The organism is Ancylobacter lacus, from assembly GCF_018390635.1.
GTDB classification, from domain to species: domain Bacteria; phylum Pseudomonadota; class Alphaproteobacteria; order Rhizobiales; family Xanthobacteraceae; genus Ancylobacter; species Ancylobacter lacus.
In genome coordinates this window covers 93,219-116,621 of record NZ_JAHBGE010000047.1, presented here as the reverse complement: position 1 = coordinate 116,621, position 23,403 = coordinate 93,219, and the positions used below count along the sequence as shown (strand labels likewise).

At 72.1% G+C, this 23,403-nt stretch carries 21 protein-coding genes; 13 read left to right on the top strand and 8 right to left on the bottom strand.

The features are described from left to right. Window positions 1-66: 66 nt before the first annotated feature. Window positions 67-1,386, bottom strand: coding sequence for an ATP-binding protein (locus tag KHC27_RS12025; RefSeq protein ID WP_213339352.1), 1,320 nt, complete (start codon window positions 1,384-1,386; stop codon window positions 67-69). 641 nt (window positions 1,387-2,027) lie between these two features. Between KHC27_RS12025 and ppk2 the strand changes: the two genes are divergently transcribed. After that, a complete protein-coding gene (gene ppk2 / locus KHC27_RS12020; RefSeq protein WP_425514876.1) occupies window positions 2,028-2,897 on the top strand; it encodes a polyphosphate kinase 2 in 870 nt (289 codons plus the stop codon). Further along, the gene (locus KHC27_RS12015; protein WP_213339349.1) at window positions 2,894-3,517 is read left to right on the top strand and encodes a hypothetical protein; all 624 of its coding nucleotides are present in this window, start codon (window positions 2,894-2,896) and stop codon (window positions 3,515-3,517) included. Before ppk2 ends, KHC27_RS12015 begins: the two co-directional genes overlap by 4 nt. Before the next feature lie 58 nt (window positions 3,518-3,575). Here the strand turns inward: KHC27_RS12015 and KHC27_RS12010 are convergent, their stop codons facing one another. Next, on the bottom strand, window positions 3,576-4,670 hold the full coding sequence (locus KHC27_RS12010) for a putative bifunctional lysylphosphatidylglycerol flippase/synthetase (RefSeq protein WP_213339347.1): 1,095 nt from the start codon (window positions 4,668-4,670) through the stop codon (window positions 3,576-3,578). A gap of 231 nt (window positions 4,671-4,901) precedes the next feature. Further along, window positions 4,902-6,788, bottom strand: coding sequence for a potassium transporter Kup (locus KHC27_RS12005; RefSeq protein WP_246519877.1), 1,887 nt, complete (start codon window positions 6,786-6,788; stop codon window positions 4,902-4,904). Window positions 6,789-7,461: 673 nt separating this feature from the next. On the opposite strand from KHC27_RS12005, the gene KHC27_RS12000 reads away from it, so the two are divergent. Further along, entirely contained in the window at window positions 7,462-8,142 is a 681-nt protein-coding gene (locus KHC27_RS12000) for a TetR/AcrR family transcriptional regulator (RefSeq protein ID WP_213339345.1), read from the top strand. A gap of 105 nt (window positions 8,143-8,247) precedes the next feature. Next, complete coding sequence (locus tag KHC27_RS11995; protein ID WP_213339343.1) at window positions 8,248-9,135, top strand: type 1 glutamine amidotransferase; 888 nt, start codon at window positions 8,248-8,250, stop codon at window positions 9,133-9,135. A gap of 67 nt (window positions 9,136-9,202) precedes the next feature. Here the strand turns inward: KHC27_RS11995 and KHC27_RS11990 are convergent, their stop codons facing one another. Both KHC27_RS11990 and KHC27_RS11985 read right to left on the bottom strand, forming a co-directional pair. Then, a complete protein-coding gene (locus tag KHC27_RS11990; protein WP_213339342.1) occupies window positions 9,203-9,565 on the bottom strand; it encodes a hypothetical protein in 363 nt (120 codons plus the stop codon). 94 nt (window positions 9,566-9,659) lie between these two features. Further along, a complete protein-coding gene (locus KHC27_RS11985; RefSeq protein ID WP_213339340.1) occupies window positions 9,660-10,247 on the bottom strand; it encodes a DUF6101 family protein in 588 nt (195 codons plus the stop codon). 249 nt (window positions 10,248-10,496) lie between these two features. Here KHC27_RS11985 and KHC27_RS11980 point away from each other — a divergent pair, with 249 nt between their 5' ends. The 5 genes from KHC27_RS11980 (at window position 10,497) to lpxK (ending at window position 14,705) form a co-directional block, all read left to right on the top strand. Beyond that, window positions 10,497-11,312 (top strand): 3'(2'),5'-bisphosphate nucleotidase CysQ, encoded by an 816-nt coding sequence (locus tag KHC27_RS11980; protein ID WP_213339338.1) that lies wholly within the window; start codon window positions 10,497-10,499, stop codon window positions 11,310-11,312. A 24-nt stretch (window positions 11,313-11,336) separates the two neighbouring features. Continuing rightward, window positions 11,337-11,594, top strand: coding sequence for a DUF4170 domain-containing protein (locus KHC27_RS11975; RefSeq protein ID WP_213339335.1), 258 nt, complete (start codon window positions 11,337-11,339; stop codon window positions 11,592-11,594). Window positions 11,595-11,603: 9 nt separating this feature from the next. Next, complete coding sequence (locus KHC27_RS11970) at window positions 11,604-12,341, top strand: lysophospholipid acyltransferase family protein (RefSeq protein ID WP_213339334.1); 738 nt, start codon at window positions 11,604-11,606, stop codon at window positions 12,339-12,341. After that, on the top strand, window positions 12,334-13,629 hold the full coding sequence (locus KHC27_RS11965; RefSeq protein ID WP_213339333.1) for a 3-deoxy-D-manno-octulosonic acid transferase: 1,296 nt from the start codon (window positions 12,334-12,336) through the stop codon (window positions 13,627-13,629). The genes KHC27_RS11970 and KHC27_RS11965 overlap by 8 nt, the downstream gene beginning before the upstream one ends. 68 nt (window positions 13,630-13,697) lie before the next feature. Beyond that, window positions 13,698-14,705: a tetraacyldisaccharide 4'-kinase gene (gene lpxK, locus KHC27_RS11960; RefSeq protein ID WP_213339329.1), complete on the top strand. Its 1,008-nt coding sequence runs from the start codon at window positions 13,698-13,700 to the stop codon at window positions 14,703-14,705. Between the two features lie 21 nt (window positions 14,706-14,726). Here the strand turns inward: lpxK and KHC27_RS11955 are convergent, their stop codons facing one another. Together KHC27_RS11955 and xseA are read right to left on the bottom strand one after the other, a co-directional pair. Beyond that, window positions 14,727-14,951, bottom strand: coding sequence for a DUF2093 domain-containing protein (locus KHC27_RS11955; RefSeq protein WP_213339327.1), 225 nt, complete (start codon window positions 14,949-14,951; stop codon window positions 14,727-14,729). A gap of 205 nt (window positions 14,952-15,156) precedes the next feature. After that, window positions 15,157-16,785 (bottom strand): exodeoxyribonuclease VII large subunit, encoded by a 1,629-nt coding sequence (gene xseA / locus KHC27_RS11950; RefSeq protein ID WP_213339325.1) that lies wholly within the window; start codon window positions 16,783-16,785, stop codon window positions 15,157-15,159. A 156-nt stretch (window positions 16,786-16,941) separates the two neighbouring features. Between xseA and KHC27_RS11945 the strand changes: the two genes are divergently transcribed. The 4 genes from KHC27_RS11945 (at window position 16,942) to KHC27_RS11930 (ending at window position 22,707) form a co-directional block, all read left to right on the top strand. After that, complete coding sequence (locus KHC27_RS11945; protein ID WP_213339324.1) at window positions 16,942-17,895, top strand: glycine--tRNA ligase subunit alpha; 954 nt, start codon at window positions 16,942-16,944, stop codon at window positions 17,893-17,895. A gap of 493 nt (window positions 17,896-18,388) precedes the next feature. Beyond that, window positions 18,389-19,741, top strand: coding sequence for an MFS transporter (locus KHC27_RS11940; RefSeq protein ID WP_213339323.1), 1,353 nt, complete (start codon window positions 18,389-18,391; stop codon window positions 19,739-19,741). A gap of 107 nt (window positions 19,742-19,848) precedes the next feature. Then, window positions 19,849-22,314 carry a glycine--tRNA ligase subunit beta gene (glyS, locus tag KHC27_RS11935; protein ID WP_213339322.1) on the top strand — a complete coding sequence of 822 codons (2,466 nt, stop codon included), beginning with the start codon at window positions 19,849-19,851 and terminating at the stop codon, window positions 22,312-22,314. Window positions 22,315-22,563: 249 nt separating this feature from the next. Further along, the gene (locus KHC27_RS11930) at window positions 22,564-22,707 is read left to right on the top strand and encodes a DUF3096 domain-containing protein (protein ID WP_213339523.1); all 144 of its coding nucleotides are present in this window, start codon (window positions 22,564-22,566) and stop codon (window positions 22,705-22,707) included. Window positions 22,708-22,788: 81 nt separating this feature from the next. On the opposite strand, the gene KHC27_RS11925 is transcribed toward KHC27_RS11930, so the two are convergent. Further along, window positions 22,789-23,184, bottom strand: a complete 396-nt coding sequence (locus tag KHC27_RS11925; protein ID WP_213339321.1) for a DoxX family protein — start codon at window positions 23,182-23,184, stop codon at window positions 22,789-22,791. Window positions 23,185-23,403: the final 219 nt, after the last annotated feature.

Genomic DNA, 23,403 nt, shown 5'->3' with positions numbered 1-23,403 from the left:
CACGCGGGATGTGTATCGGTATGGCGCCAAGGTGCTATGACGGGTGGGTGACGCCTCTATGACAGTCTAAGCCGCTGAACTCACGCCGCTTTGCGGGGCATCAACGAAACGCCCGCGAAGCCGCACGGCAAAGGTCGCGCCCTCGCCGGGCCGGCTCTCGATAACGAGGCGGCCGCGGTGGCGGGCGACGATGTGCTTGACGATGGCGAGGCCGAGCCCGGTACCGCCCTGCTCGCGCGAATGCGCGGTGTCCACCCGGTAGAACCGCTCGGTCAGGCGGGGCAGGTGCTCGGGGGCGATGCCGGGGCCGAAATCGCGCACGCTCGCCACCACCTCGGCGCCGTCGCGGGTGAGGGCGATGTCCACCCGCTCGCCGGTGCCGCCATATTTCAGCGCGTTCTCCACCAGGTTCTCGAACACCCGGATCAGCTCGTCGCGGTCGCCGCGCACCATCACCGCCGCCGGCGGCTGGGCGAACTGCACGTTCACGCCGCGCTCCCGCGCCAGCGGGCCGAGCGTCTCGCGGACATGGGCGATCACCGCGACGAGGTCGATCTCGGCTTCCGGCCGGACATGGGCCGACATCTCGATGCGCGAGAGCGACAGCAGGTCGTCGATCAGCCGGGACATCCGGCGGGCCTGCTCCGACATGATCTTGAGGAAGCGCTCGCGGGCCGCGGTGTCGTTGCGGGCGGGGCCCTGCAGCGTCTCGATGAAGCCCGAGAGCGAGGCGAGCGGGGTGCGCAGCTCGTGGCTGGCATTGGCGATGAAGTCCACCCGCATCTGCTCGACCCGGCGCTGCTGGGTGAGGTCGCGGAAGGTGAGGAGGGTCGCGTCGGGCTGGCGCCGCTCGCCCGCGCCGAAGCGGATCGGCACCACGTCGGCCTGGAGCCAGCGGTCGATCGGCACCCGCTCGACGAATTCCACCCGGCGGGATTCGCCGTCGGCGCTGGCGGAGCGCACCGCCTCCAGCACCTCGGGCACGCGCACGGCGAAGGAAACGGGGTCGCCCACCCGCACGCTCGCCACCGTGCGCGCCGCCTGCTGGTTGGCCACCAGCACGGTGCCCCGGGGATCGAGCAGCATCGCCGCCTCGGGCAGCGCCTGCACCAGCGCGGCGAGCCGGTTCTCGATCGGCGCCGGCGCCGACAGCCGGTTGTCCCCGGCGAAGCGGGCGAGCGCCGCCGCCACCGGGCGCCGGCGGCCGGGCAGCGCCGCGCCGACCAGCAGCAGCCCGGCGATGACCAGCGCGACCGCGACATGAACGCCGTCCGCCATCACCGCGGCGGCAAGCCCCGCGAAACCGGCGATGAGTACCCAACGCGCCGCGGCGAGCCGCGACGACAGCGGCTCGTCGGAGGGAGGGGTCGAATCGCTATGGGACATGAACGATCCTCGCACAGCTTTGTTGAACGTGGCGTGACGAGCGCACGCGCCCGACCGGCTTTTCCGACCCGCGGGGCCTTTTGCCCCGCCGGGGCGTCCGGCGCCCGTGAGATGGCCCCATCCGCCCCGGATTTGCCATCGCGGGCACTGCTGATAGGTATGATCGCCGGATCCTGCACGGCCCGTCCCGTGCGAGACATCAAAATTCAGTGGTGACGATGGCCAAGACCGATTCCCGGCCGCGCGTGCGCGGCAGCAGGAAGGACAAGCCGGCGGCCCCCGGCGCGGAGCCGGTGGAGCGGGCGCAGGCGGCGCTCGCCGAGGCCGGGGCCGCGCTCGCGGCCGTCGTGGCGGCGTCGCCGCACGCGGCCGGCGCGGCCGGCCCGGCGCCGGATGACGGGGACGCCGCCGCGGACCGCGCCGCGCAGGACGAGGCTGGCGCCGGCAAGGCCAAAAACGCCAAGGCCAAAAATGCCAAGGCCAAGGACTCCGAGACCAAGGGCGCCAAGGCCAAGGACGCCAAGACCAAGGACGCCAAGACCAAGAACGGCAAGGCCGGGAGCAAGCCCGGCGCATCCACGGACGAGACCGCCGGGGCCGGCACGCGCGCCGGGGCGGAGGCGACGAAGCCGGCCGACGCGCTGGGCCGGGCGCTGGCCGCCTTCTCGCTGGAAGCGCCCGCGCTCGATCCCCTCATCGCCCGTGCCGCCTACCGCAGCGGCGGCTATCCCTATCCCGACCGGCCCAAGCGCAAGGCCTATGAGCGCGAGCTGACCACGCTGCAGATCGAGCTGCTGAAGGTTCAGAAATGGGTGCGCGACACCGGCGAGCGGGTCGCCATCGTGTTCGAGGGGCGCGACGCCGCCGGCAAGGGCGGCACCATCCACCGCCTCACCCAGCATCTCAATCCCCGCTCGGTGCGGGTGGTGGCGCTCGCCAAGCCCACCGAGGCCGAGGCCGGGCAGTGGTATTTCCAGCGCTACGTCGCCCACATGCCGAGCCGCGGCGAGATCGTGATCTTCGACCGCTCCTGGTACAACCGCGCCGTGGTGGAGCCGGTGATGGGGTTCTGCACCCCGCTGCAGACCGCGCATTTCCTCGAGCAGACCCCGGTGTTCGAGACCATGCTGGTGGAGGACGGCATCCGCCTCTTCAAGTTCTGGCTGGATATCGGCCGGGAGATGCAGCTCAAGCGGCTGTTCGACCGGCAGAAGGACCCGCTGAAGCGGTGGAAGCTCTCGCCGGTGGACCTCGCGGCGCCGGCCCGCTGGGACGCGATCTCGCGTGCCCGCGACACCATGATCGCGGCGACCCACCGCCCGCAGGCGCCCTGGACCGCGGTGCTCGGCAACGACAAGATGCGCACCCGGCTCGGCACCATCCGCCACCTGCTGGCCCACCTGCCCTATGAGGGGCGGGACGACCGCGCCATCGGCGTGCCGGACCCGGCGATCGTGCTCGACGGCGCCGCCTACCTCGCCCGCGAGGCCAGCGGGGCGGCCGGGGCATGAAGCCGCTGCGCGGCCGGGCCGCTGCCGGCGTCCTCGCCTTCTGCGCCGGGTTGTGCGCGCAGGCGGCCTGCGCCGACCCGATCCCGGCGCCGCACGGCGACTATGCCGTCTCCGGCCGGGTCGCGGCGGACAATGTGCTGCTCGACATCGCCGCCTCCGGGCGGCGGCTGCGCATCGATGTCGGGCTGGCGGGGAAGGGGGCGGTGACCGGCTTCCTCGACCGCGGCAAGGAAAAGCTGGTCGTGCTGGCCGACATCCAGGGCCTGCGCGGCAACGCGGTCGAGCTCGACCTGCCGCGCGACTATCTCTTCCTCAATCTGCCCGACGAGGGCGAATGGCTGCACCGCGACCGGGTGGCGAACGAGATCTGCGACGTCTGGCGCACCACCACCAGCTCCGGCACGGTGGATGCCTGCGTCACGCCCGACGGCATCGTGGTGCGGGCGCAGACCTTCCTGCGCGACCAGCCGCAGACCCTGTTCGAGGCCACCCGCGTGACGCGCGGGCCGCAGGACCCCGCCCGCATGGACCTGCCGCCGGGGGTGAAGGTGCGGCACATCCCCAAGAGCATGGAAAGCCTGCTGGGCCTCGAGAACATGCTGCCCGGCCTCGGTCGCTGACCGCGGCCTCCGGGGTGACGTTGCCTTCCATGCGCCGTGGCGCCGCCGGTGGGAGGGATCAGCGGGAGGCGCGGCGCGGCTCGCCCGCGGTCTCCGGCTGCCGCGGCCCGTCCGGGGCCGGCGCCGGGTGCAGCACGGTCGGCGCGGCGCTGCCGCCGGGCGCCGCCGCCGGCGGGTTGCGGCGGTCGGCGCGGCTCACCAGAATCTCCCGCGCGCCCAGCAGCACCAGCGCCAGCGCAAAGGGCACGACGTAATAGAGCAGGCGCAGCAGCAGCAGCGCCCCGAGCAGCGCCTCGCGGTCGAACTGCGACAGCGCCACCAGCATCGCCGCGTCGAACACGCCGAGCCCGCCCGGCGCGTGCGAGGCGAAGCCCAGCAGCGTCGCCGAGATGAACACGACGCCCAGCGCGATCGGGTCGATATAGGGCTGCTGCGGCATCAGCACGTACATCGCCGCCGCGCAGAAGGCGAGGTCGACGATGCCGATGCCGATCTGCAGCGCGGTGAGCCGGGCGCCGGGCAGGGTGACGGTCCAGTGCTCCTTGCCGATGCCGATGCGCCGTGGCTTCAGCCCGACCCACGCCACATAGGCGGCGAGGCCGGCGAGCAGCCCGAGCCCGATCAGCCGGTTGATCCAGGGCGGCAGTTGGTCCACCGCGCTCGCCGCCGACGGCTCGATGGTGATGCCCAGCCCGAGGATGGTGACATTGCCGAGCCAGAAGGTCAGGCCGGTGACGAAGCACAGCTTCGCCACGTCCACCGCGCCGAGGCCGTAGCGGGAATAGATGCGGTAGCGCACCGTGCCGCCGGTGAAGGCGGAGAAGCCGACATTGTGGCCGATCGAATAGGAGGTGAAGGAGGCCAGCGCCGCCACCCGGTAGGGCACGTGCGGGCGCCCGATGGTGCGCAGGGCGAACCAGTCATAGAAGGTGAGGGTGAAATAGGCCGCCGCCACGCAGCCCGCCGCCACCGCGATGCGCCACGGGTCGGTCGCGGTGAGGGCGGCCAGCACCTCGTGCGGGCGGATGTTCCGCAGCATCTCGTAGAGCACGGTGGCGGCGATGCCGATGATCACGAGGCTCGCCAGCACGCCGAGCCCGTGCCAGCCGACCTTGTCCCGCAGGAATGCGCCGATGGCCTTCAACTTGCCCATGCCTTCAACTTGTCCATGCCCTGCCGGTGCCATGCCGTGCTGGCCGCCTCGTCTGCCGTCATGTGCCGGGCCGCCCCGCCGCGTCGCGGTTTACGTACCGGAAGTTCGTCGCCGTGCCTTGGTAACATGCGGGCTCCGCGCGGCGCGCGGCTCCCGCCCGGCGGGGTGGGGTCTTTTCGTCGCAGTTCAAGGCGATGGCAAGGCCCTCCGCCGGCCGGCCCGGGGCCGCCCTCACAGGCGGACGGGGTAGCCGATCTCGATCGTGCGCGGCCGCGGCAGGCCGAAACGGTCCACCGACCGTTCGGCGTTGCGCGCCAGGAAAGCGAATATATGGGCAAGCACGTCGCGAACCGCACGTATCTCGTCCGGCGGCACGATGCGCTCGTGGCCGATCAGGTAGACCGAATCGTCGGGGTCGACGCCCTGGGCGTGCAGCGCCGGGTCGAGCACCGCCGGCACGTCGATCTGCTGCATGTAGCCGAAGCGCAGGTCCACCCGCACATGCTCGGCATCGAGCGCGGTGACGCGGACCCGGTCGTCCACCGGCACGCGCGGGCGCGAGGCGATCCACACCGAGACGATGACCACCTTGGAGAAGCGCACGTCGAGCAGGCTCGACAGCCGGCTCAGCGCGACCGGGGTCATCGCCCCGGCGCGGGAGAGGAAGATGGCGGTGCGGTGGCTGGTGGCGCAGCCGGCCGGCCGGCCGCGCGAGATGAACTCGTCCAGCGGCTCGGTGAAGCGGCGCTGCTGGATGCCCAGCGCCTCCAGCCCCCGCCGCCAGCTCACCATCACCACCAGCACCACGGCGGCGATGGCGACGGGCAGCCAGCCGCCATCGTGCAGCTTGGTCAGGTTGGCGAGGGCGAAGGAGACGTCGATCACCGCGAGGCTGCCCGCCAGCACAATCAGCAGCGGCAGCGGCCACTGCCAGCTCCGCTGGACATAGGCGACGAACAGCACCGTGGTCGAGACCATCGCCATGGCAACCGCGATGCCATAGGCCGAGGCCAGCCGGTCGGAGGAGCCGAACGACACCACCACCGCGATGCAGGCCAGCATCAGCAGCCAGTTCAGCCGGCCGATATAGATGTGCTGGTCGTTGTGCTCGCTGGTGTAGCGCACCCGCATCGGCGGGAGATAGCCGAGCTCGATGGCCTGCTTGGCCAGCGAGAACACGCCGGTGATGATCGCCTGCGAGGCGATGATGGTGGCCGCCGCGGCGAGGAACAGCAGCGGCACGTCGATGATGTCCGGCGACAGGTCGTAGAACGGGTTGCGCACCGCGTTGCGGTCCACCAGCACGGTGGCGCCCTGGCCGTAATAGTTCAGCAGCAGCGACGGCATCGCCACGAACAGCCAGGCCCGGGCGATGACCGGCCGGCCGAAATGGCCGAGATCGGCATAGAGCGCCTCGCCGCCGGTGATGGCGAGGAAGGTGGCGCCGAGGATGGCGCCGGCGAGGAAGGGGTGGTCCACCAGCAGCATGACGCCGTGCCGGGGGTCCACCGCGGTGAGGACCTGCGGGGCCTGGACGATGCCGTGCACGCCGATGCCGCCCAGCGTGATGAACCACACCAGCATGATCGGGCCATAGAACGCGCCGATCTTCTCGGTGCCGGCCTGCTGCGAGAGGAAGACGCCGAGGATGACCACCACCGTCGCCGCCACGATCCAGTGGTCGAGCGCGGGGGCCACCACCTCCAGCCCCTCGATGGCGGAGAGCACCGACATGGCCGGGGTGAGCACGCCGTCGCCGATCAGCATGGCGCCGCCGACCAGCCCCACCACCAGCAGCCACATGCGCCCGCCCACCGCGCTGCGCTGGAGGTCCAGCAGGGTGAGCAGGGCGAGGATGCCGCCTTCGCCGTCATTGTCCGCCCGCAGCACCAGCAGGACGTATTTGCAGGTCACGGAGAGGATGATCGCCCAGGTGATCAGCGACAGCAGGCCGAGCACGTCCGCCGTGGTGAAGCTGTTCTGGCCGACCGCCAGCAGGCCCTGGCGGAAAGCGTAGAGAGGGCTCGTCCCGATGTCGCCGAACACCACCCCGAGGGCGGCGATCTCGGCGGCGAAAGGCACGGAGCGCCCTTTCCTCTCGAACATGGATTCGGACATGATGGTCTCAACACGACCCTGACCGCGAGCCGCGCGAAGGCTGGCGCATGCAGGCGCCGGGCCTGCGTGGCCGCGACCCTGGCGCAGCATCTGGACGCTGGAAAAGCATGTGACGTTCGGCAGCCGCGCGACGACGAGCCGGGCACCAATACCCCGCCCGCGTGGCAACGCCAAGTGGGCAAGCCATGTGGGGACACCAGATGGTGCTTTCAGATGGGGTAAAAGGCCGCGAATGCCAGAGCGGCGTGGGCCGATGTCGCCCGCTTTGCGCCGCAGGCGCCGGAATGCCGGCGCGGCGGTGCCGATCCCTCCGGTAGCCGCGCCCGGTCGGGGCGCCGTCGCGCGGCGCCGCCCGGGCGGTCCGCTGCGGCGGGACAAGACGGCAAGGGTCGTGGAGAGGGCTGAGGGAGGAGAGCTTGGGGGGCGGATTCGCTCTCCTCCCTCTACCATCGAGGGAACCGGAACCGGAGGCTTGCGGGAGCCCCCGCGATCCCCTCGCGGTTGACTCATTCATAAGGGCTTCCCGCGGCGCCTTCAATGCTAAACTGAACAGTTCGGTCAAAAAGATGTGACGGTCGCGCCGGGCTTGTGCGGCGCCCGCTGCTCTGGCTAAGTCGGGCGGCCGCACCCTCGCACCCGCGGCCTTTGTTCTCGAAGGGTCAGCGCCAGCCTCATGATGTCGTGCCGGGAAGGTCACCTTGAGGCGCCGGGCGGCGGCCACGACGCGGAGAAGCGCCGGCAGATCCTCGAGGGCGCCCGCCGCGTCTTTCTCGCCCTCGGTTTCGACAGCGCCCACATGGCGGAGATCGCCCGCGCCGCCGGGGTGTCGAAGGGCACGCTCTACGTCTATTTCGCCTCAAAGCAGGAGCTGTTCTCGGCGCTGGTCGACGAGGAATGCACCCAGACCGCCGAGCGCATCTTCGAGGTGGACGACGCCGCCGACGTGCGCACCGCGCTGTTCCGGGTCGGGCGCAGCTATGTCCACGCGATGATCCAGCCCGAATATGTCGCGGTGCTGCGCATCGTCATCTCCATCGCCGACCGCTTTCCCGACATCGGCCGGCAGTTCCTGGAATCCGGCCCCACCGCCGGCGTCGTCCGGCTGGCGGAATGGCTGCGCCGGCGGGAGCAGGCCGGCGAGCTGCGGCTGCCGGCGCCGGAGCTGAGCGCCTGGCAGTTCCTCGTCGGCTGCCACGCCCCGGTGGTGATGCCCATGCTGTTCGGCAACATGCCGCCGCCGGACGAGGCGAAGATCGTCGAGGTCGTCACCTATATGGTCGACGCCTTCCTGCGCGCCTGGGGCCCGCCCGCGCCGGGGCAGGCCGCGCCCGGCCCGCACCCCGGGGCGGAATGAGGCCCGCCCGCTGCCGGTGCCGCGATTTCGCCGTGGCGGCGGGTTTTAAGCCGGTATCGGCGGGAACGCCCCGCCCTCTCCGCCGTTGATCCAGCGAACGCCGTCATGCCGCACGCAACCCTGCTTTCCCGCCCCACCCGCCTGCTCGTCGTCGAAGGCAACACCGCCTCGGCGCGCGGACGCCACACGCTGTTCGGCGGCGAGGCGCCGAGCGAGGGCTATGCCCGTCTGCTGCGCCAGCTCCTCCCGGGGGCGGTGGTGGACATCTGCTATCCCGCCGATGCCGGGGCCAACCTGCCCGATGGCGACGGCCTCGCCGGCTATGACGGCATCGCCATCACCGGTTCCTCGCTCAACATCTACAATGGCGGCCCGGAGATCGCCCGGCAGATCGAGCTGATCCGCGCCGGCTTTTCCAGCGGCACCCCCTTGTTCGGAAGCTGCTGGGGGCTCCAGGTGCTGGCGGTGGCGGCCGGCGGCACGGTGCGCAAGAACCCGCGCGGACGCGAACTCGGCTTCGGCCGCCGCATCCAGGTGACGCCGGCCGGCGCGGCCCACCCGCTCTACGCCGGCAAGGCGGCGGTGTTCGAGGCGATGACGGTGCATCTCGACGAGGTCGAGACCCTGCCGGCCGGCGCCGAGCTGCTGGCCACCAATGGCCACAGCGCGGTGCAGGCGGCGGAAATCCGCTGCGGCGCCAGCGTCGCGTGGGGGGTGCAGTACCACCCCGAATACCCGTTCCGGGAGATGGCCGCCATCATCCGGCGGATTGGCGATGCGGTGTTCGACGAGGGCTTCTTCGCCGATGTCGCCGACCGCGACGCCTTCACCGCCGATCTCGAAGCGCTGGAGGCGCGCCCCGGCGACCGGCGGCTCGGCTGGAAATACGGCCTGAGCGACAGCCTGATGCGCCGCGACGAGCAGGTGCGGGAGATCGCGAACTGGCTCGACCGGCAGGTGCGCCCGACCCGCGCCGCGCGCGGCCGCGGCTGAGGCGGGCCCGCCGGCCGAAGGAGGCTGGCATTCCGGCGTAAGGATTTCGGCGTAAGGCTTCGGCCGATCAGTCCGGGGTGGCGCCGAGCAGGCGGCGAATCTTCTTCAGCTCGGCCTTGCAGCCCTCGGCGTCGCCCGCCGCGTCGAGGGCGCGGGCCTTTTCCAACTCGTGCAGCGCCTTGTCGGGGGCGGCGCCCTCGCCGAGCTTGATTTCGGCCTTGGCGATCGATTCCGGCGTCGGCTGGCGGTCGAGCAGGGCGTCGATGCTCTCCGGTGCGCTGCCGCCCCGGCCGGCGGTGGTGTCGAGGACATTGTCGACCACCGCCTGCAGCACGGCGATCCTGTCGCTGCAGGGACCGGCGAGCACCGGGGTGGCGGTCAGCAGGGCGGCGGCCAGCGCGGCGGCCGGAACAAGGCGGGCAGGGGTCACGACGGGCCTCACGGAATGAAACGGGGCGGTTCGGGCGCCGCGCGAGCTTAGGGCCCGCGGCGGCGGTTGCAATCGTGCTCTCGGCGGGGACGTCTCACACCTCGCCGGCGGCGCGCGGCCCCGGCCGCGGGCGTACCGCGAGCGGCTGGCCCCGGCTGCGGCGGCGGAACACGCTGGGGCGCCGGTGGCGCAGCGCCGCCCGCCGCCCGCGCCGTCCCGCCGGCGTGCCCACCGGCAGCGGGCCGAGCATGGCCGCGGCGGGGCTGTAGCCGCCGCCGGCCAGCGGCACCAGCATCGGCAGGCCGAGCGCGGCGCACCAGCCCCGCCATTCCGCCACGATGTCGTCGGCATCCGGCGCGGCGTGCAACACCACATCGAGCGTGGGATCGTCATGGGTGAGGACGAGGGCGACGCCCTCGCCGTCGCCGTCCGGCTCCAGCAGCACCACGGCGAGGCCGCGATAGGCCGCCACCGGCACGCGGCGGCGCTCCACGGCGCCGCCAAGGCGACGCGTGAGGCTGACCGCGTCGCGGGCGACGGCGATGTGGCGCAGCCCGTCATCGGCGGCGGGCTCGGCGGCGCAGAAGCGCAGCGGCCAGTCCTGCGCGCCCCGCGGACAGCGCAGGCGGACATGGGGGGTGGTTCGCGCGGGGTGGCTCCCGCCCGTTTCTGTCTGACGCATGGTGTCTCCCCGCCGGTTCTGTGGTCCGGGCCGTGGCCCGGCCGATGGCTCGCTGGCCCCGGTCGTGAGGGCAGACTAGGCGCGGCTCTTGGCCATCGGCTTAAGGGACATGGTTGAGACTTCCTTGGCCGGCCGCGGGGGCGGGGAAAGCGCCGGCATGCTTGATGGAATCTTGCGCCGCACCTCGCCGGGGGCTTCCGGGCGCGCGGCCGGCTTGCATGTGGGCGACGCGGCGCTTAATCCCCTCTGATGGCTTCAGAGAACGACTTCCCCGCCGTCCCGGACGGCGATCTCCTCGCCGATCCCGCCATTGCCGCGCGGCATCTGGCCGATGCCGCCGTCGCCGCCGGCGCGGTGGCGGTGGCGATGTTCCGCGCGGGTATCAAGTCCTGGTCCAAGAGCAACAACTCCCCGGTCACCGAGGCCGACCTCGCGGTGGACGCGATGCTGCGCGAGCGGCTCACCGGGCTGGCGCCGGGCTATGGCTGGCTGTCGGAGGAGACGGCGGACGATCCCGTCCGGCTCGGCCGCGCCCGGCTGTGGATCGTCGACCCCATCGACGGCACCCGCTCCTACATGGCGGGCCGGCCGGACTGGGGGGTGGCGGTGGCGCTGGTGGAGGAGGGGCGGCCGATCGCGGCCGCGCTGTTCGCCCCGGTGACGGACGAGCTGTTCGTGGCCTCGCGCGGCGGCGGCGCCACCCGCAACGGCCAGCCCATCGCGGTCTCGCAGGTCGCCCGGCTCGGCGGCGCCCGCATGGACGGGCCGGCGCCGATGCTGGACCGCATCCGCCGCCACGGCGCGATCCGCCCCGGCGAGCGCGTGCACTCGCTGGCGCTGCGCATCGCCCGGGTCGCCTCCGGCGAGCTCGACGCCGCGCTCGCCTCGCCCAACGGGCATGACTGGGACCTTGCCGCCGCGGACCTTTTGGTGCACGAAGCGGGTGGACTCCTCACGACGGTGGATGGACGCGGGCTCGCCTACAACGCGCCGGTGCCGCGTCATGCCGCACTGGTGTCCGCGGGGGCGCTGCTCCACCCTTCGGTGGTGGACGCCGCACGGTGAGGCCGGAGGATCGGGACGGGGACGATGAGCGCGCAGACCAGTAACCAGCTTCTCCACCTCGTGTTCGGCGGCGAGCTCGAATCGCTGGACGGGGTGACCTTCCGCGACGTGGCGGCGCTCGACCTCGTGGGAATCTACCCCAATTACGCCAGCGCCCACGCCGCCTGGAAGGCCAAGGCGCAGCAGAGCGTCGACAACGCCCATATGCGCTACTTCATCGTGCACCTGCACCGGCTTCTCGATCCGGACTCGGGCGTGACGTCCGGCGCGTCCGGGAACTGACGCCGCCTTATGTGGCGTCGCCTGCGTACTTCGCCGACCGTGCGCACCCTGCTGGGCAGGAGCATGGCCGGCTATCTGCGTCTCGTCTGGCGCAGCTCGCGCGTGGTCATGGAGCCGGCCAATCTCTATGATCTGGCCGACGCCCAGCTGCCGATGATCCTCACCTTCTGGCACGGGCAGCACTTCCTCACGCCGTTCCTCGTGAAGCCGTACCATCGGGCGAAGGTCATGATCTCGCGCAGCCCGGATGCCGACGTGAACGCCATCGCCGCCGAGGCGCTGGGCATCGGCACGGTGCGCGGCTCCGGCGCGGCCGGGCGGGACTTCCGGGTGAAGGGCGGCTTCAACGCCACGCTGGAGATGATCCGCGCGCTGGAAGAGGGCTGCAACGTCGCGATGACGGCGGACGTGCCGAAGATCTCGCGGGTGGCCGGGCTCGGCGTCGTCACCATCGCCAAGCATTCCGGCCGGCCGATCTACCCGGTGGCGATCGCCACCTCCAACCGCATCCTCGCCCGGAGCTGGGACCGTGCCGCCATCCACCTGCCGTTCGGCCGCGCCGCCGTGGTGGCGGGTGACGGCGTGCGGGTGCCGGCCGATGCCGACGCCGCGGCGCTGGAGGCGGCGCGCGCCGAGCTGCAGCGCCAGCTCGACACCATCACCGCCCGCGCCGAGGCCCTGGTCGGCCGCTCCGCGCCGCGCCCGTCCGGCGAGCGGGAGCCGGAGGCCGGGCCGGCGCATGGCTGAGGCGCGGACCACGCTGCCGATCCGGCTCTACCGCCTCGGCATGCGGCTGGCGACGCCTTTCGCCCGGCTGGCGCTGATGCCGCGGGTGCGGCGCGGCAAGGAAGACCCCGCCCGCCTGCGCGAGCGCTTCGGCATCGCCTCGGCGCCGCGCCCGCGCGGCCCGCTGGTGTGGGTGCACGGCGCCAGCGTCGGCGAGGTGATCGCGGTGCTGCCGCTGCTCGACCGGCTGCGCGGGCGCGGCTTCGAGGTGCTGCTGACCTCCGGCACGGTGACCTCCGCCCGGCTGGCGGCGAGCCGGCTGCCGCCGGGGATCGTGCACCAGTTCGTGCCGCTCGACGCGCCGGCCTTCCTGCGCCGGTTCCTGGGGCACTGGCGGCCGAACCTCGTGCTGCTGGTCGAATCCGAGCTGTGGCCGACCCTGCTGGTGGAGGTGAACGCGCGCGGCATTCCGCTGCTGCTCGTCAATGCGCGCATGTCCGCCCGCTCCTTCGAGCGCTGGCAGAAGACGCCGCGCAGCGTGCGGGCGCTGCTGTCGCGGGTCGACCTGTGCCTTGCGCAGGCGCGGGAGGACGGCGACCGGCTCGCCCGGCTCGGCGCGCCGCGCGTGTCCGTCACCGGCAACCTGAAATTCGACGCCCCGCCGCCGCCCGTCGCCGAGGACGCGCTGGCGGCGCTACGCCGTGCGATCGGCACCCGCCCGGTGTTTCTCGCCGCCTCGACCCATCCCGGCGAGGAGGAGGCGGTGCTCGCCGCCCATGCCCGGCTGCGGGCGACCATGCCGGAGCTGCTGACCATCGTGGCGCCACGCCATCCCGAGCGGGGCGCCGACGTCGTCCGCGCCGCCACCGAGGCGGGGCTTCCCGCCGTGCTGCGCAGCGACGGCTACCTGCCCGACCGCGGCACCCAGATCTACGTCGCCGACACCATCGGCGAGCTCGGCCTGTTCTACCGGGTGGCGCCGCTCGCCTTCATCGGCGGCTCGCTGGTGCGCCATGGCGGGCAGAACCCCATCGAGCCGATCCGGCTCGGCTGCGCGGTGGTGCACGGCCCCCATGTGATGAATTTCCAGGACATCTACAGCCGGCTGAACCAGAATTACGGCGCCGAGACCGTGACCAGCGCAGAGGAGCTGTTCCACCAGGTGCACATGCTGTTCGGCGACCAGGGTCGCCGCTCGCGCACGGTCGATGCCGGCCGGGCGACCCTCGCCGCGCTCGGCGGCGGGCTCGACCGCACGCTGGCGGCGATCGACCCCTATCTCGTCCAGATCCGGCTGGAGCGGCACTAGCCATGGCCCGTCCGACGGCGCTTCGCCCGCCCCGCCCCGCCGCCGGCATCGCGGGAGGGTGCTGAGCGATGCGCGCGCCGGGCTTCTGGTGGCAGAGCGAGCCGGCCGGCCTGGCCCGGCTGCTGGCGCCGCTGGGGTGGCTCGGCGGCGCCGTCGCGACCCACCGGCTCACCCGCCCGGGCCTTGATCCCGGCGTGCCGGTGGTGTGCGTCGGCAATCCGACGGTCGGCGGGGCGGGCAAGACCCCGACCGCCCTCACCGTCGCCCAGCGGCTGAAGGCGCTGGGCCGCCATCCCGTCTTCCTCACCCGTGGCTATGGCGGCAGGCTGCCCGGCCCCGTCCTGGTGACGCCGGCCCATCGCGCCGTCGCGACCGGCGACGAGCCGCTGCTGCTGGCCCGGGTCGCGCCCACCGTGGTCGCCCGCGACCGCCGCGCCGGCGCCGAACTGGCGGTGGCGGCGCAGGCCGACGTGGTGGTGATGGATGACGGCTTCCAGAATCCCGCCCTCGCCAAGGCGCTGTCGATTCTGGTGGTGGATGCGGCGGTCGGGGTCGGCAACGGGCTGTGCCTGCCCGCCGGGCCGCTGCGGGCGCCGCTGGCGCCCCAGCTCGCCCGCGCCCAGGCGGTGCTTCTGATCGGCGAGGGGGCGGCCGGCGAGGCGGTGGCGCTGGCGGCGCTCGGCCAGGGCCTGGCGGTGCTGCGCGGGCGGCTGGCGCCGGAGGCGGAGAGCGCGGCGCGGCTGTTCGGCCACCGGGTGGCGGCCTTCGCCGGCATCGGCCGGCCGGCCAAGTTCTTCGACACCCTGCGGCAGATCGGCGCGACGCCGGTGCTCGCCCGCGGCTTTCCCGACCACCACGCCTACAGCGTGCCCGAGGCGCTGGAGCTGCGCCGGGCCGCCGATGCCGGCGACCTCCAGCTCGTCACCACCGAGAAGGACGCGGTGCGCCTGCTCGGCACGCCGGCGGGCGAAATCCTCGGCCCGGTGCTGCGGCTGCTGCCGGTGCGGCTGGTGCTGGAGCGCGACAGCGCGACGCGGCTCGACGACCTGCTGGCCCGGGCGCTGGCCCGCCGCTGAGGCGCGCCGTTCCGTCTTAACTTACCGCGTGGCGCGGCCGGGGTGCAGCCGGGCGAGAACCGCCTGCGGGCTGGCGTAGGCCTCCTGAAGGTCGACGCTCCAGTAGCGCAGTTCGTCCAGCGGGATGGGCTGCCCGGTCACGGCGCAGCGCACGAAGGTGCCCGGCCGGACGATGCGGAAATCGCCGTCGAGATAGCGGATTTCGGCCTCGCCGGAGGCGGGCGGGAAACGTTCAAAGCGGTTCATGGCCGCGCTCATCCTGCGTCTACAAGGCGATATAATGGCGACCCGGCCGGCCTGCCGCAAGCCGGCCCCACCGGCAGGTGCCGCGGCCGGAGAGGGCAGGGGCCGGCCGGCTCCCCGCCGGGCGCTCCGCCCCGCATATCCGGCGGGCGTGCCGTCGATGCGCCGCCGGGCGGATCATCGGGGCGGCGCGGCTCGCCCCGCCGCGTCACTCGAACAGCGAGGGCTGCCGCGGCGCGGCCGGCTTCTCCCGGGCCCGGGCCTTGTCGCGGCGGGCCGTGCGGACCTCCGGCGCCGGGCCGGTCGCCGCCGGGCCTTCTCCCGCCGCCACCGGGCCTTCCGCCACCGCGGCGAGGTCGGCGTCGGCGAATTGCAGGGTAAGCCGCGCGCCCGGCGCCACCTCGGCGGCCCGGCGCACCGGCTCGCCCGAGGGGCCGCGCACCAGCGCGAAGCCGCGCTCCAGCACGCCGCGATAGGACAGCGCCGTCAGCAGCTTGTCCATCGCGTCCAGCCGCTCGCGGCGGCGCCGGCCGTCCTGCCGCAGCGCGCGCCGCAGCCGCCCGGCCAGGGTTTCGACCCGCTCGCGCCCGCGCTCCACCCGGTTGGCGTGGGCCTGCGCGCTGAGGCCGAGCCGGGCCTCCAGCCGGGCGAGGCGCAGCCGGTGGCCGGCGGTGGCGGCCTTCAGCGCCCGCGGCAGCCGGTCCGCCAGAACCAGCGCGCGTTCCCGGCGGCGGGCGATCTGGCCGGCCAGCAGGGCAGGGGAGAACCGCGCCTCGGCGCGCGCGAGCCGCAGCCGGTGCGCCGCGGCATTGGCCTTCAGCGCCCGCGGCAGCCGCTGCGCGGCGATGTCGAGGCGCTGGCGCGGCACGGCGAGCAGGGCCTCGGCGGTGGGCAGCAGCCGGGAGAGCGCGCGCAGCTCGGCCCGGCGCTGCTCCCCGGCCCGCGCCATGGCGCGCCGGCGGCGGGCATCGAGGCTGGCGACCTCGGCGAGCAGCTCCGCCCGCACCGGCACCGCCATCTCGGCGGCGGCGGTGGGGGTGGGGGCGCGCACATCCGCGGCGAAGTCGATGAGGGTGACGTCGGTCTCGTGGCCGACCGCGGAGATCAGCGGGATGCCGCTCTCGGCGGCGGCGCGTACCACCGCCTCCTCGCTGAAGCCGAGCAGGTCCTCCAGCGAGCCGCCGCCGCGCGCCACGATCAGCACGTCCGGCCGCGGCACCGGCCCGCCGGGCGCCAGCGCGTTGAAGCCGCGGATGGCGGCGGCCACCTCGGCGCCGCAGGTGTCGCCCTGCACCCGCACCGGCCACACCAGCACCCGGCGGGGAAAGCGGTCCGCCAGCCGGTGCAGGATGTCGCGGATCACCGCGCCGGTCGGCGAGGTGACGACGCCGATCACGCCGGGCAGGAAGGGCGGGCGGCGCTTGCGCTCGGGGGCGAACAGCCCCTCGGCGGCGAGGCGGCGCTTCCTCTCCTCCAGCATCGCCATGATGGCGCCGGCGCCGGCGAACTCGATCTGGTCGATGACGATCTGATAGGAGGACTTGCCGGGAAAGGTGGTGATGCGGCCGATGGCGACCACCTCCAGCCCCTCCTCCGGCCGCACCTTCAGCCGGCCGAACGTGCCCTTCCACACCACCGCGTCGAGCCGGGCGCTGGCGTCCTTCAGCGAGAAATAGGCGTGGCCGGAGGAGTGCGGCCCGCGATAGCCGGAAATCTCGCCGCGCACCCGCACATGGCCGAACGCATCCTCCACCGTGCGCTTCAGCGCGCCGGAGAGCTCGGAGACGCTCCAGTCGAGGGCGTTGGAGACGGGGGAATCGGGCGGGGTGTCGGCCATGCCTCTTCCTTAGTCGGTTTGCGGCGGGGCCAAAAGCCGGTCGCCGCCGCTCGTCCTCCGCGCCGGCCGCCGCTTCGGCCCAGCCGGCGCCACGGCGCCTTGATCGGCCGGGGGCGGCGGACTAGGTTGCCGCCACCTCAAACGCCGGCTCATCCCATGATCGATCCCACGCTTCCGCCCCACATGCGGCCCGACCGTTCGTTCCAGGGTCTCATCCTCGCGCTCCAGCGCTTCTGGGCGGACAAGGGCTGCGTCGTGCTGCAGCCCTACGACATGGAGGTGGGGGCCGGCACCTTCCACCCCGCCACCACGCTGCGCGCGCTGGGGCCGCGGCCGTGGAAGGCGGCCTATGTCCAGCCCTCGCGCCGGCCGAAGGACGGCCGCTACGGCAAGAACCCCAACCGGTTGCAGCATTACTACCAGTACCAGGTCATCCTGAAGCCCTCGCCGCCGGACCTGCAGGACCTCTACCTCGCCTCGCTCGACGCCATCGGCATCGACCTGAAGCTGCACGACGTGCGCTTCGTCGAGGACGACTGGGAAAGCCCGACGCTGGGCGCCTGGGGGCTCGGCTGGGAGTGCTGGTGCGACGGCATGGAGGTCTCGCAGTTCACCTATTTCCAGCAGGTGGCCGGCTTCGAATGCGCGCCGGTGGCCGGCGAGCTGACCTATGGCCTCGAACGCCTCGCCATGTATGTGCAGGGCGTGGAGAACGTCTACGACCTCAATTTCAACGGCCGCGAGGGTGACGAGAAGGTCACCTATGGCGACGTCTTCCTCCAGGCCGAGGAGGAATATTCCCGGCACAATTTCGAGCACGCCGACACCGCCATGCTGCTGGAACAGTTCCGCATGGCCGAGAGCGCGGCGGCGAAATATCTCGAGGCCGGCTGGAACGCCGACCGCTCCCGCCATCTCATGGCGCAGCCGGCCTATGACCAGTGCATCAAGGCGAGCCACGTGTTCAACCTGCTCGATGCGCGGGGCGTCATCTCGGTGACGGAACGCCAGAGCTACATCCTGCGGGTGCGCGAGCTGGCGAAAGCCTGCGGCGCCGCCTGGCTCGCCACCGCGGCGGGCGGCGCGGCGGCGGACAGCGCGGCGGGATGATAAAAGCTGCCAATCCTGCCGGGCAGGATTGCAGGTAGTGAAAGTCGAGGATTTCGCAGCCTCCCCGAGCGGGCGCCCTGCTCGATCTGCAGCGCGACTTTCGTGCGCGGGCGACCGGGGCGGGGCGCTCGTCACATCTGCTGGCGATCATCGACCACCTGTTCCGCAGCCCATTGGTTACCATTCCGGGCGTCGCGTCGTTGCTCGGCGTTCAGTATCGCTCCGCCCAGCTCAACATCGAATCCCTCGTTGCCGTCGGCATCCTCTCCGAGCTCGCCGGCACCTCCAATCCGCGCCATTTCATCGCCCGGGAAATCGCGACGTCATCAACCGCAGCGTGGAGCCCCGGAGCTGAGGAAAGGGATTGCGGAAGCGCGGGCCGCGCGGTAGCCCCTTGACGTCGCCCAGCCCGCGTCCGCCGCCCCCTCACGCCTGCGCCTTTCCTCGACGTCTTCCCGGCCTGCTTTTCCGCACCCCCATCCGAGAGTCCGCCATGACGGCCACCGGCTTCGACCGTGAACGCCTTCCGACCGGGGCGGGCGCGCCCGCGGCCGGCTCCTCCGCGGCCGGCGGCGGCGCCAGCCCGCGCATGCTGCTGGCCGGCGTGCTCGGCAACATGCTGGAATGGTACGACTTCGCCGCCTATGGCTTCCTCGCCGCGGTGTTCGCCGCCAATTTCTTTCCCGCCGGGGACGCCTTCGTCGGGCTGATCTCGGCCTTCGGCATCTTCGCCGCCTCCTTCCTCATGCGGCCGCTGGGCGGCATCGTGTTCGGCCATATCGGCGACCGCCACGGCCGGCGCTTCGCGCTCTACGTCTCGGCCGGGCTGATGACGCTCTCCACCGTCGCCATCGGCCTGCTGCCGACCTACGCCACGCTGGGCGAGGCGGCGCCGGTGCTGCTGCTGCTGCTGCGGCTGGCGCAGGGGCTCTCGATCGGCGGCGAATACACCATGTCGGCCATCTTCCTCGCCGAGAACGCGGCGCCGGGGCGGCGCGGCTTCCTCACCTCCTTCGCCGGCTTCGGCGCCAGCGGGGGCACGCTGCTCGGTTCCGCGGTGGCCGCGCTCACCGCCTCGCTGATGTCTCAGGCCGACCTGCTGGCCTGGGGCTGGCGGGTGCCGTTCCTCGCCGGCATCGTGCTCGGCGGCTTCGCCTTCGTGCTGCGGCGGACCGGGCGCGAACCCGCCGCCGCGCCGGCGGCCGGCGTGCGCGAGCCCAGCCCCACGCCGCGCGTGCCGCTGCCCATCGTCGATGCCTTCCGGCGGGACGGGGCGGACATGCTGCGGGCGATGGCGCTGAGCGTGATGCTGGGGGCGGGCTTTTACCTGCTGTTCGTCTACCTCACCACCTACATGCAGGAGGTGGACGGCCTCTCGGTGCGCAACTCGCTGCAGATCAACACCGCCACCATGGTGGTGCTGCTGGTGCTGTGCCCGGCCTGCGGGCTTCTGTCGGACCTTATCGGCCGCAAGCGGCTGATGGTGGCGGGCCTCATCGGCCTCATCGTGCTGTCCTGGCCGCTGTTCCGCCTGCTCAGCAGCGGCGACGCCACCGGCGTCATCGTCGGCCAGCTCGGCTTCGCGGTGCTGATGTCGACCTATTGCGGGCCGATGCCGGCGGCGCTGGTGGAGATGTTCCGCGCCGGGGCGCGCTGCTCGGCGGTGTCGTTCAGCTACAACCTCGCGCTCGGCGTCGCCGGCGGCACCGCGCCGATGGTGGCGGTCTATCTCGTCACCCGCGAGCATGACGACATGGGGCCGGCGGTCTATCTCATCATCATGGCGGCGGTGTCGCTGGCCGCCGCCCTCACCCTGCGCGACCGCACCGGCCAGCCGCTGCGCTGAGCCGCGCCGTATTTCCATCGCCCGCCGGGCCGTGCTAGGTCCGGCGCGATCCTTCATCCCGGAACGCCGGGCCTTCCCGCCGCGTCCCGCCGCCGAGACCGCCAGCCATGCCCGACCTTCTGCTCGAACTGTTCAGCGAAGAAATTCCCGCCCGCATGCAGGCGGCCGCTGCCGACAGCCTGAGGAAGCTCGTCACCGACGCCCTGGTGGAGCGGGGCCTGCTCTATGAGGGCGCCAAGGCCTTCGTCACCCCGCGCCGGCTGGCGCTGGCGGTCCACGGCCTGCCCGCCGCCCAGCCGGACCGGCACGAGGAGCGCAAGGGTCCGCGCGTCGGCGCGCCGCAGGCGGCGATCGACGGCTTCCTGAAGGCCTCGGGCCTCGCCTCGCTCGACGAGGCGACCATCGAGAGCGACCCGAAGAAGGGCCAGTTCTACGTCGCCCGCATCCACCGCCACGGCCGGCCGACGCCGGAGGTGATCGCCGAGATCGTGCCGGAGATCGTGCGGGCCTTTCCGTGGCCGAAATCGATGCGCTGGGGCAAGGCCTCGGCGCAGGCCGGCTCGCTGCGCTGGGTGCGGCCGCTGCAGTCCGTGCTGTGCACCTTCGGCCCGGAGACCGAGGAGCCGGAGGTGGTGCGCTTCGAGATCGACGGCCTCGCTTCCGGCGACACCACGCAGGGCCACCGCTTCCTCTCCTCCGGCACCATCCGCGTGCGCCGGCTGGAGGACTACCTCGCCAAGCTGGAGGCGGCGAAGGTGGTGGCCGACCGCGAGCGGCGCAAGGACATCATCCTCGCCGACGCCAAGGACCTTGCCCTCGCGCAGGGGCTGGAGCTGGTGGAGGATGCCGGGCTGCTGGACGAGATCGCCGGGCTGGTGGAATGGCCGGTGGTGCTGATGGGCGCCTTCGACCCCGCCTTTCTCGACGTGCCGGACGAGGTGATCCGCGCCACCATCCGCGCCAACCAGAAGTGCTTCGTGCTGCGCGACCCCGCCACCGGCCGGCTCGCCAGCCGCTTCGTGCTGGTCTCGAACCTCGCGGCCAGCGACGGCGGCGCCGCCATCGTCGCCGGCAATGAGCGGGTCATCCGCGCCCGGCTCTCCGACGCCAAGTTCTTCTGGGAGACCGACCGCACCACCAACGCCACCGTGCCGCTGGACGAGCGGCTGGCGAAGTTCAGGAACGTCACGTTCCACGAGAAGCTGGGTTCGCAGTATGACCGCATCCAGCGCATCGCCGCGCTGGCGCGGGAGCTGGCGCCTCTCGTCGGCGCCGACCCGGAGCTGGCGGCGCAGGCCGCGCTCTACGCGAAGAGCGACCTGCGCACCGAGGTGGTGGGCGAGTTCCCCGAGGTGCAGGGGCTGATGGGCCGCTATTACGCCGCGCTGGAAGGGCTGCCGGCGGAGATCGCGGCGGCGGCGGAAGAGCACTACAAGCCGCAGGGCCCGACCGACCGGGTGCCGACCGCGCCGGTGTCGGTCGCCGTGGCGCTGGCCGACAAGCTCGACACGCTGGTCGGCTTCTGGGCGATCGACGAGAAGCCGACCGGCTCCAAGGACCCCTACGCGCTGCGCCGCGCGGCGCTGGGCGTGGTCCGCATCGTGCTGGAGAACGGACTAAACTTGAATCTGCGCACGGTAATCATCGACGCTATCTTCTTGGCCCTGATCTTTTCGATCCGCCCTAGGGACGGCTACCTGTCTCTGGCGCGCATTTGGGATCCTCAAATCGAAGAGTCTCCTAAAGAGACCTGGGCGAAAGGGACTGTTGGTAGCTTCCTCAACTCAGATGGATTTGTCGACGACTTTGGAGAGTCAGCATCATTCCATCAAATGATGCATCCAGATGGCCTCGACCCTACCGATGACGACGAAAGTCAACGCCGGTCGGAAGCGTATATAGAGTTGTGCCGCCGCTTATCCACTATGGATGAACTAAAGGCGGGCATATGGTTCGAGAATGAATCGGGCCAATATGATTATCTCATTTATTGCAAGGCTATCTACGAAAGAGAACCTTGGCTTAAAATAGGCATTGATAAGCTAGCAGACGACCTCCTCGCCTTCTTCGCCGACCGCCTCAAGGTGCATCTGCGCGAGAGCGGGGCGCGGCACGACCTCGTCGACGCCGTCTTCGCCCTGCCGGGGCAGGACGACCTGCTGCTGGTGGTGAAGCGGGTGGAGGCGCTCTCCCGCTTCCTCGCCTCCGAGGACGGCCGCAACCTGCTGGCCGGCACCAAGCGCGCGGCGAACATCCTGCGCATCGAGGAGAAGAAGGACGGCGCCGCCTACGACGCCGCGCCCGACCCCGCGCGGTTCGTCGAGGCGGAGGAGCGCGCGCTGGCGGACGCCATCGCCGCCGCCACCCCGGTGATCGAGGCGAAGCTGGCGGCCGAGGATTTCGAGGGCGCCATGGCTGCCATCGCCGGGCTGCGGGCGCCGGTCGACGCCTTCTTCGAGAAGGTGACGGTGAACGCCGCCGACCCCGCGCTGCGCGCCAACCGGCTGAACCTGCTCGGCGCCATCCGCCGCGTCACCCGCGTGCTGGCGGATTTCGAGCGCATCGAGGGCTGAAGGCCCGCGCGGCGGGGTACACCGCCGCCGGGCGGAAGGGATGCCTTTCCCCCGCCCCCGCCGCCGCTGCCGGTCGGTGGCGGCCATGGGCGGGCGGCGGACGCGTGACGCACCTGCCCCAAGCCGGCACCGCGAGGCGGGCGGGATGGAACCTTCGGCTACCTCCGCCGTTGTCGGCCGGGCCGCAGCGGCCCGCAGGCGCCCGTGGCTCTGGCACCCGCCGGGGCGGCGCCTCAGGAGGGCAAGCGCATGAATGTCGACGTCATCATTCTGCAGCCGATCGTGGCGCTGCTGGCGGGGATTCTCATCCTCATCATGCCGCGCCTGCTGAACTTCATCGTCGCCATCTATCTCATCTTCATCGGCATCGTCGGCCTGATGGGCCATATCTGACGCGACCGGCGCGATGCCGGCCGGCGGTGCCCGGCGTGGGCCGGGCACCGGGCGGCGGGTGGCCGGCGCGCGGCCGCCGGCTCAGCGCTTCAGCGCCGCGTCCACGCTCCACGGGCCGGGACCGGCGAAGACGATGTAGAAGAAGACGAAGCAGTACAGCGCCGCCAGCTCGCCGCCATTGATGACGGGAAAGAAGTTCTGCGGGCCGTGCACGAGGAAATAGGCCACCGCCGTCATGCCGGAGACGATGAAGGCCGCCGGCCGGGTGAACAGCCCCAGCACCAGAAGCACGCCGCCGACCAGCTCGATGATGCCGGCGATGCCGGGCAGGGCGGTGAGCGATACGCCGGTCATCGGCGTCACCGGAAAGCCGAGAACCTTGGTGGTGCCGTGCTGCAGGAGCAGGAGCGCGGCCATGATGCGCAGGACGCTGAGGACGCGCGGTGCCCAGGTGGAGAGAAAAGCATTTTCGTTCATGGGAAAACCTCATCGGGACCGGCCCGATGCCGGCCCGCGGAAGGTGACCTATCGCCACATCGGCTTCAACGCCGGACCGTATGCCGCACTGCAAAAGGCCAATTGCAGCCTTATGCGCGAAGCGCTAGACACGATGATGGAAAAGTGATCGGGACCAGGCTGCCGCGGGGGCAGTAGCTCATTGATCTGACGTGACTTCCGAACCTCGCCGATTTTCCA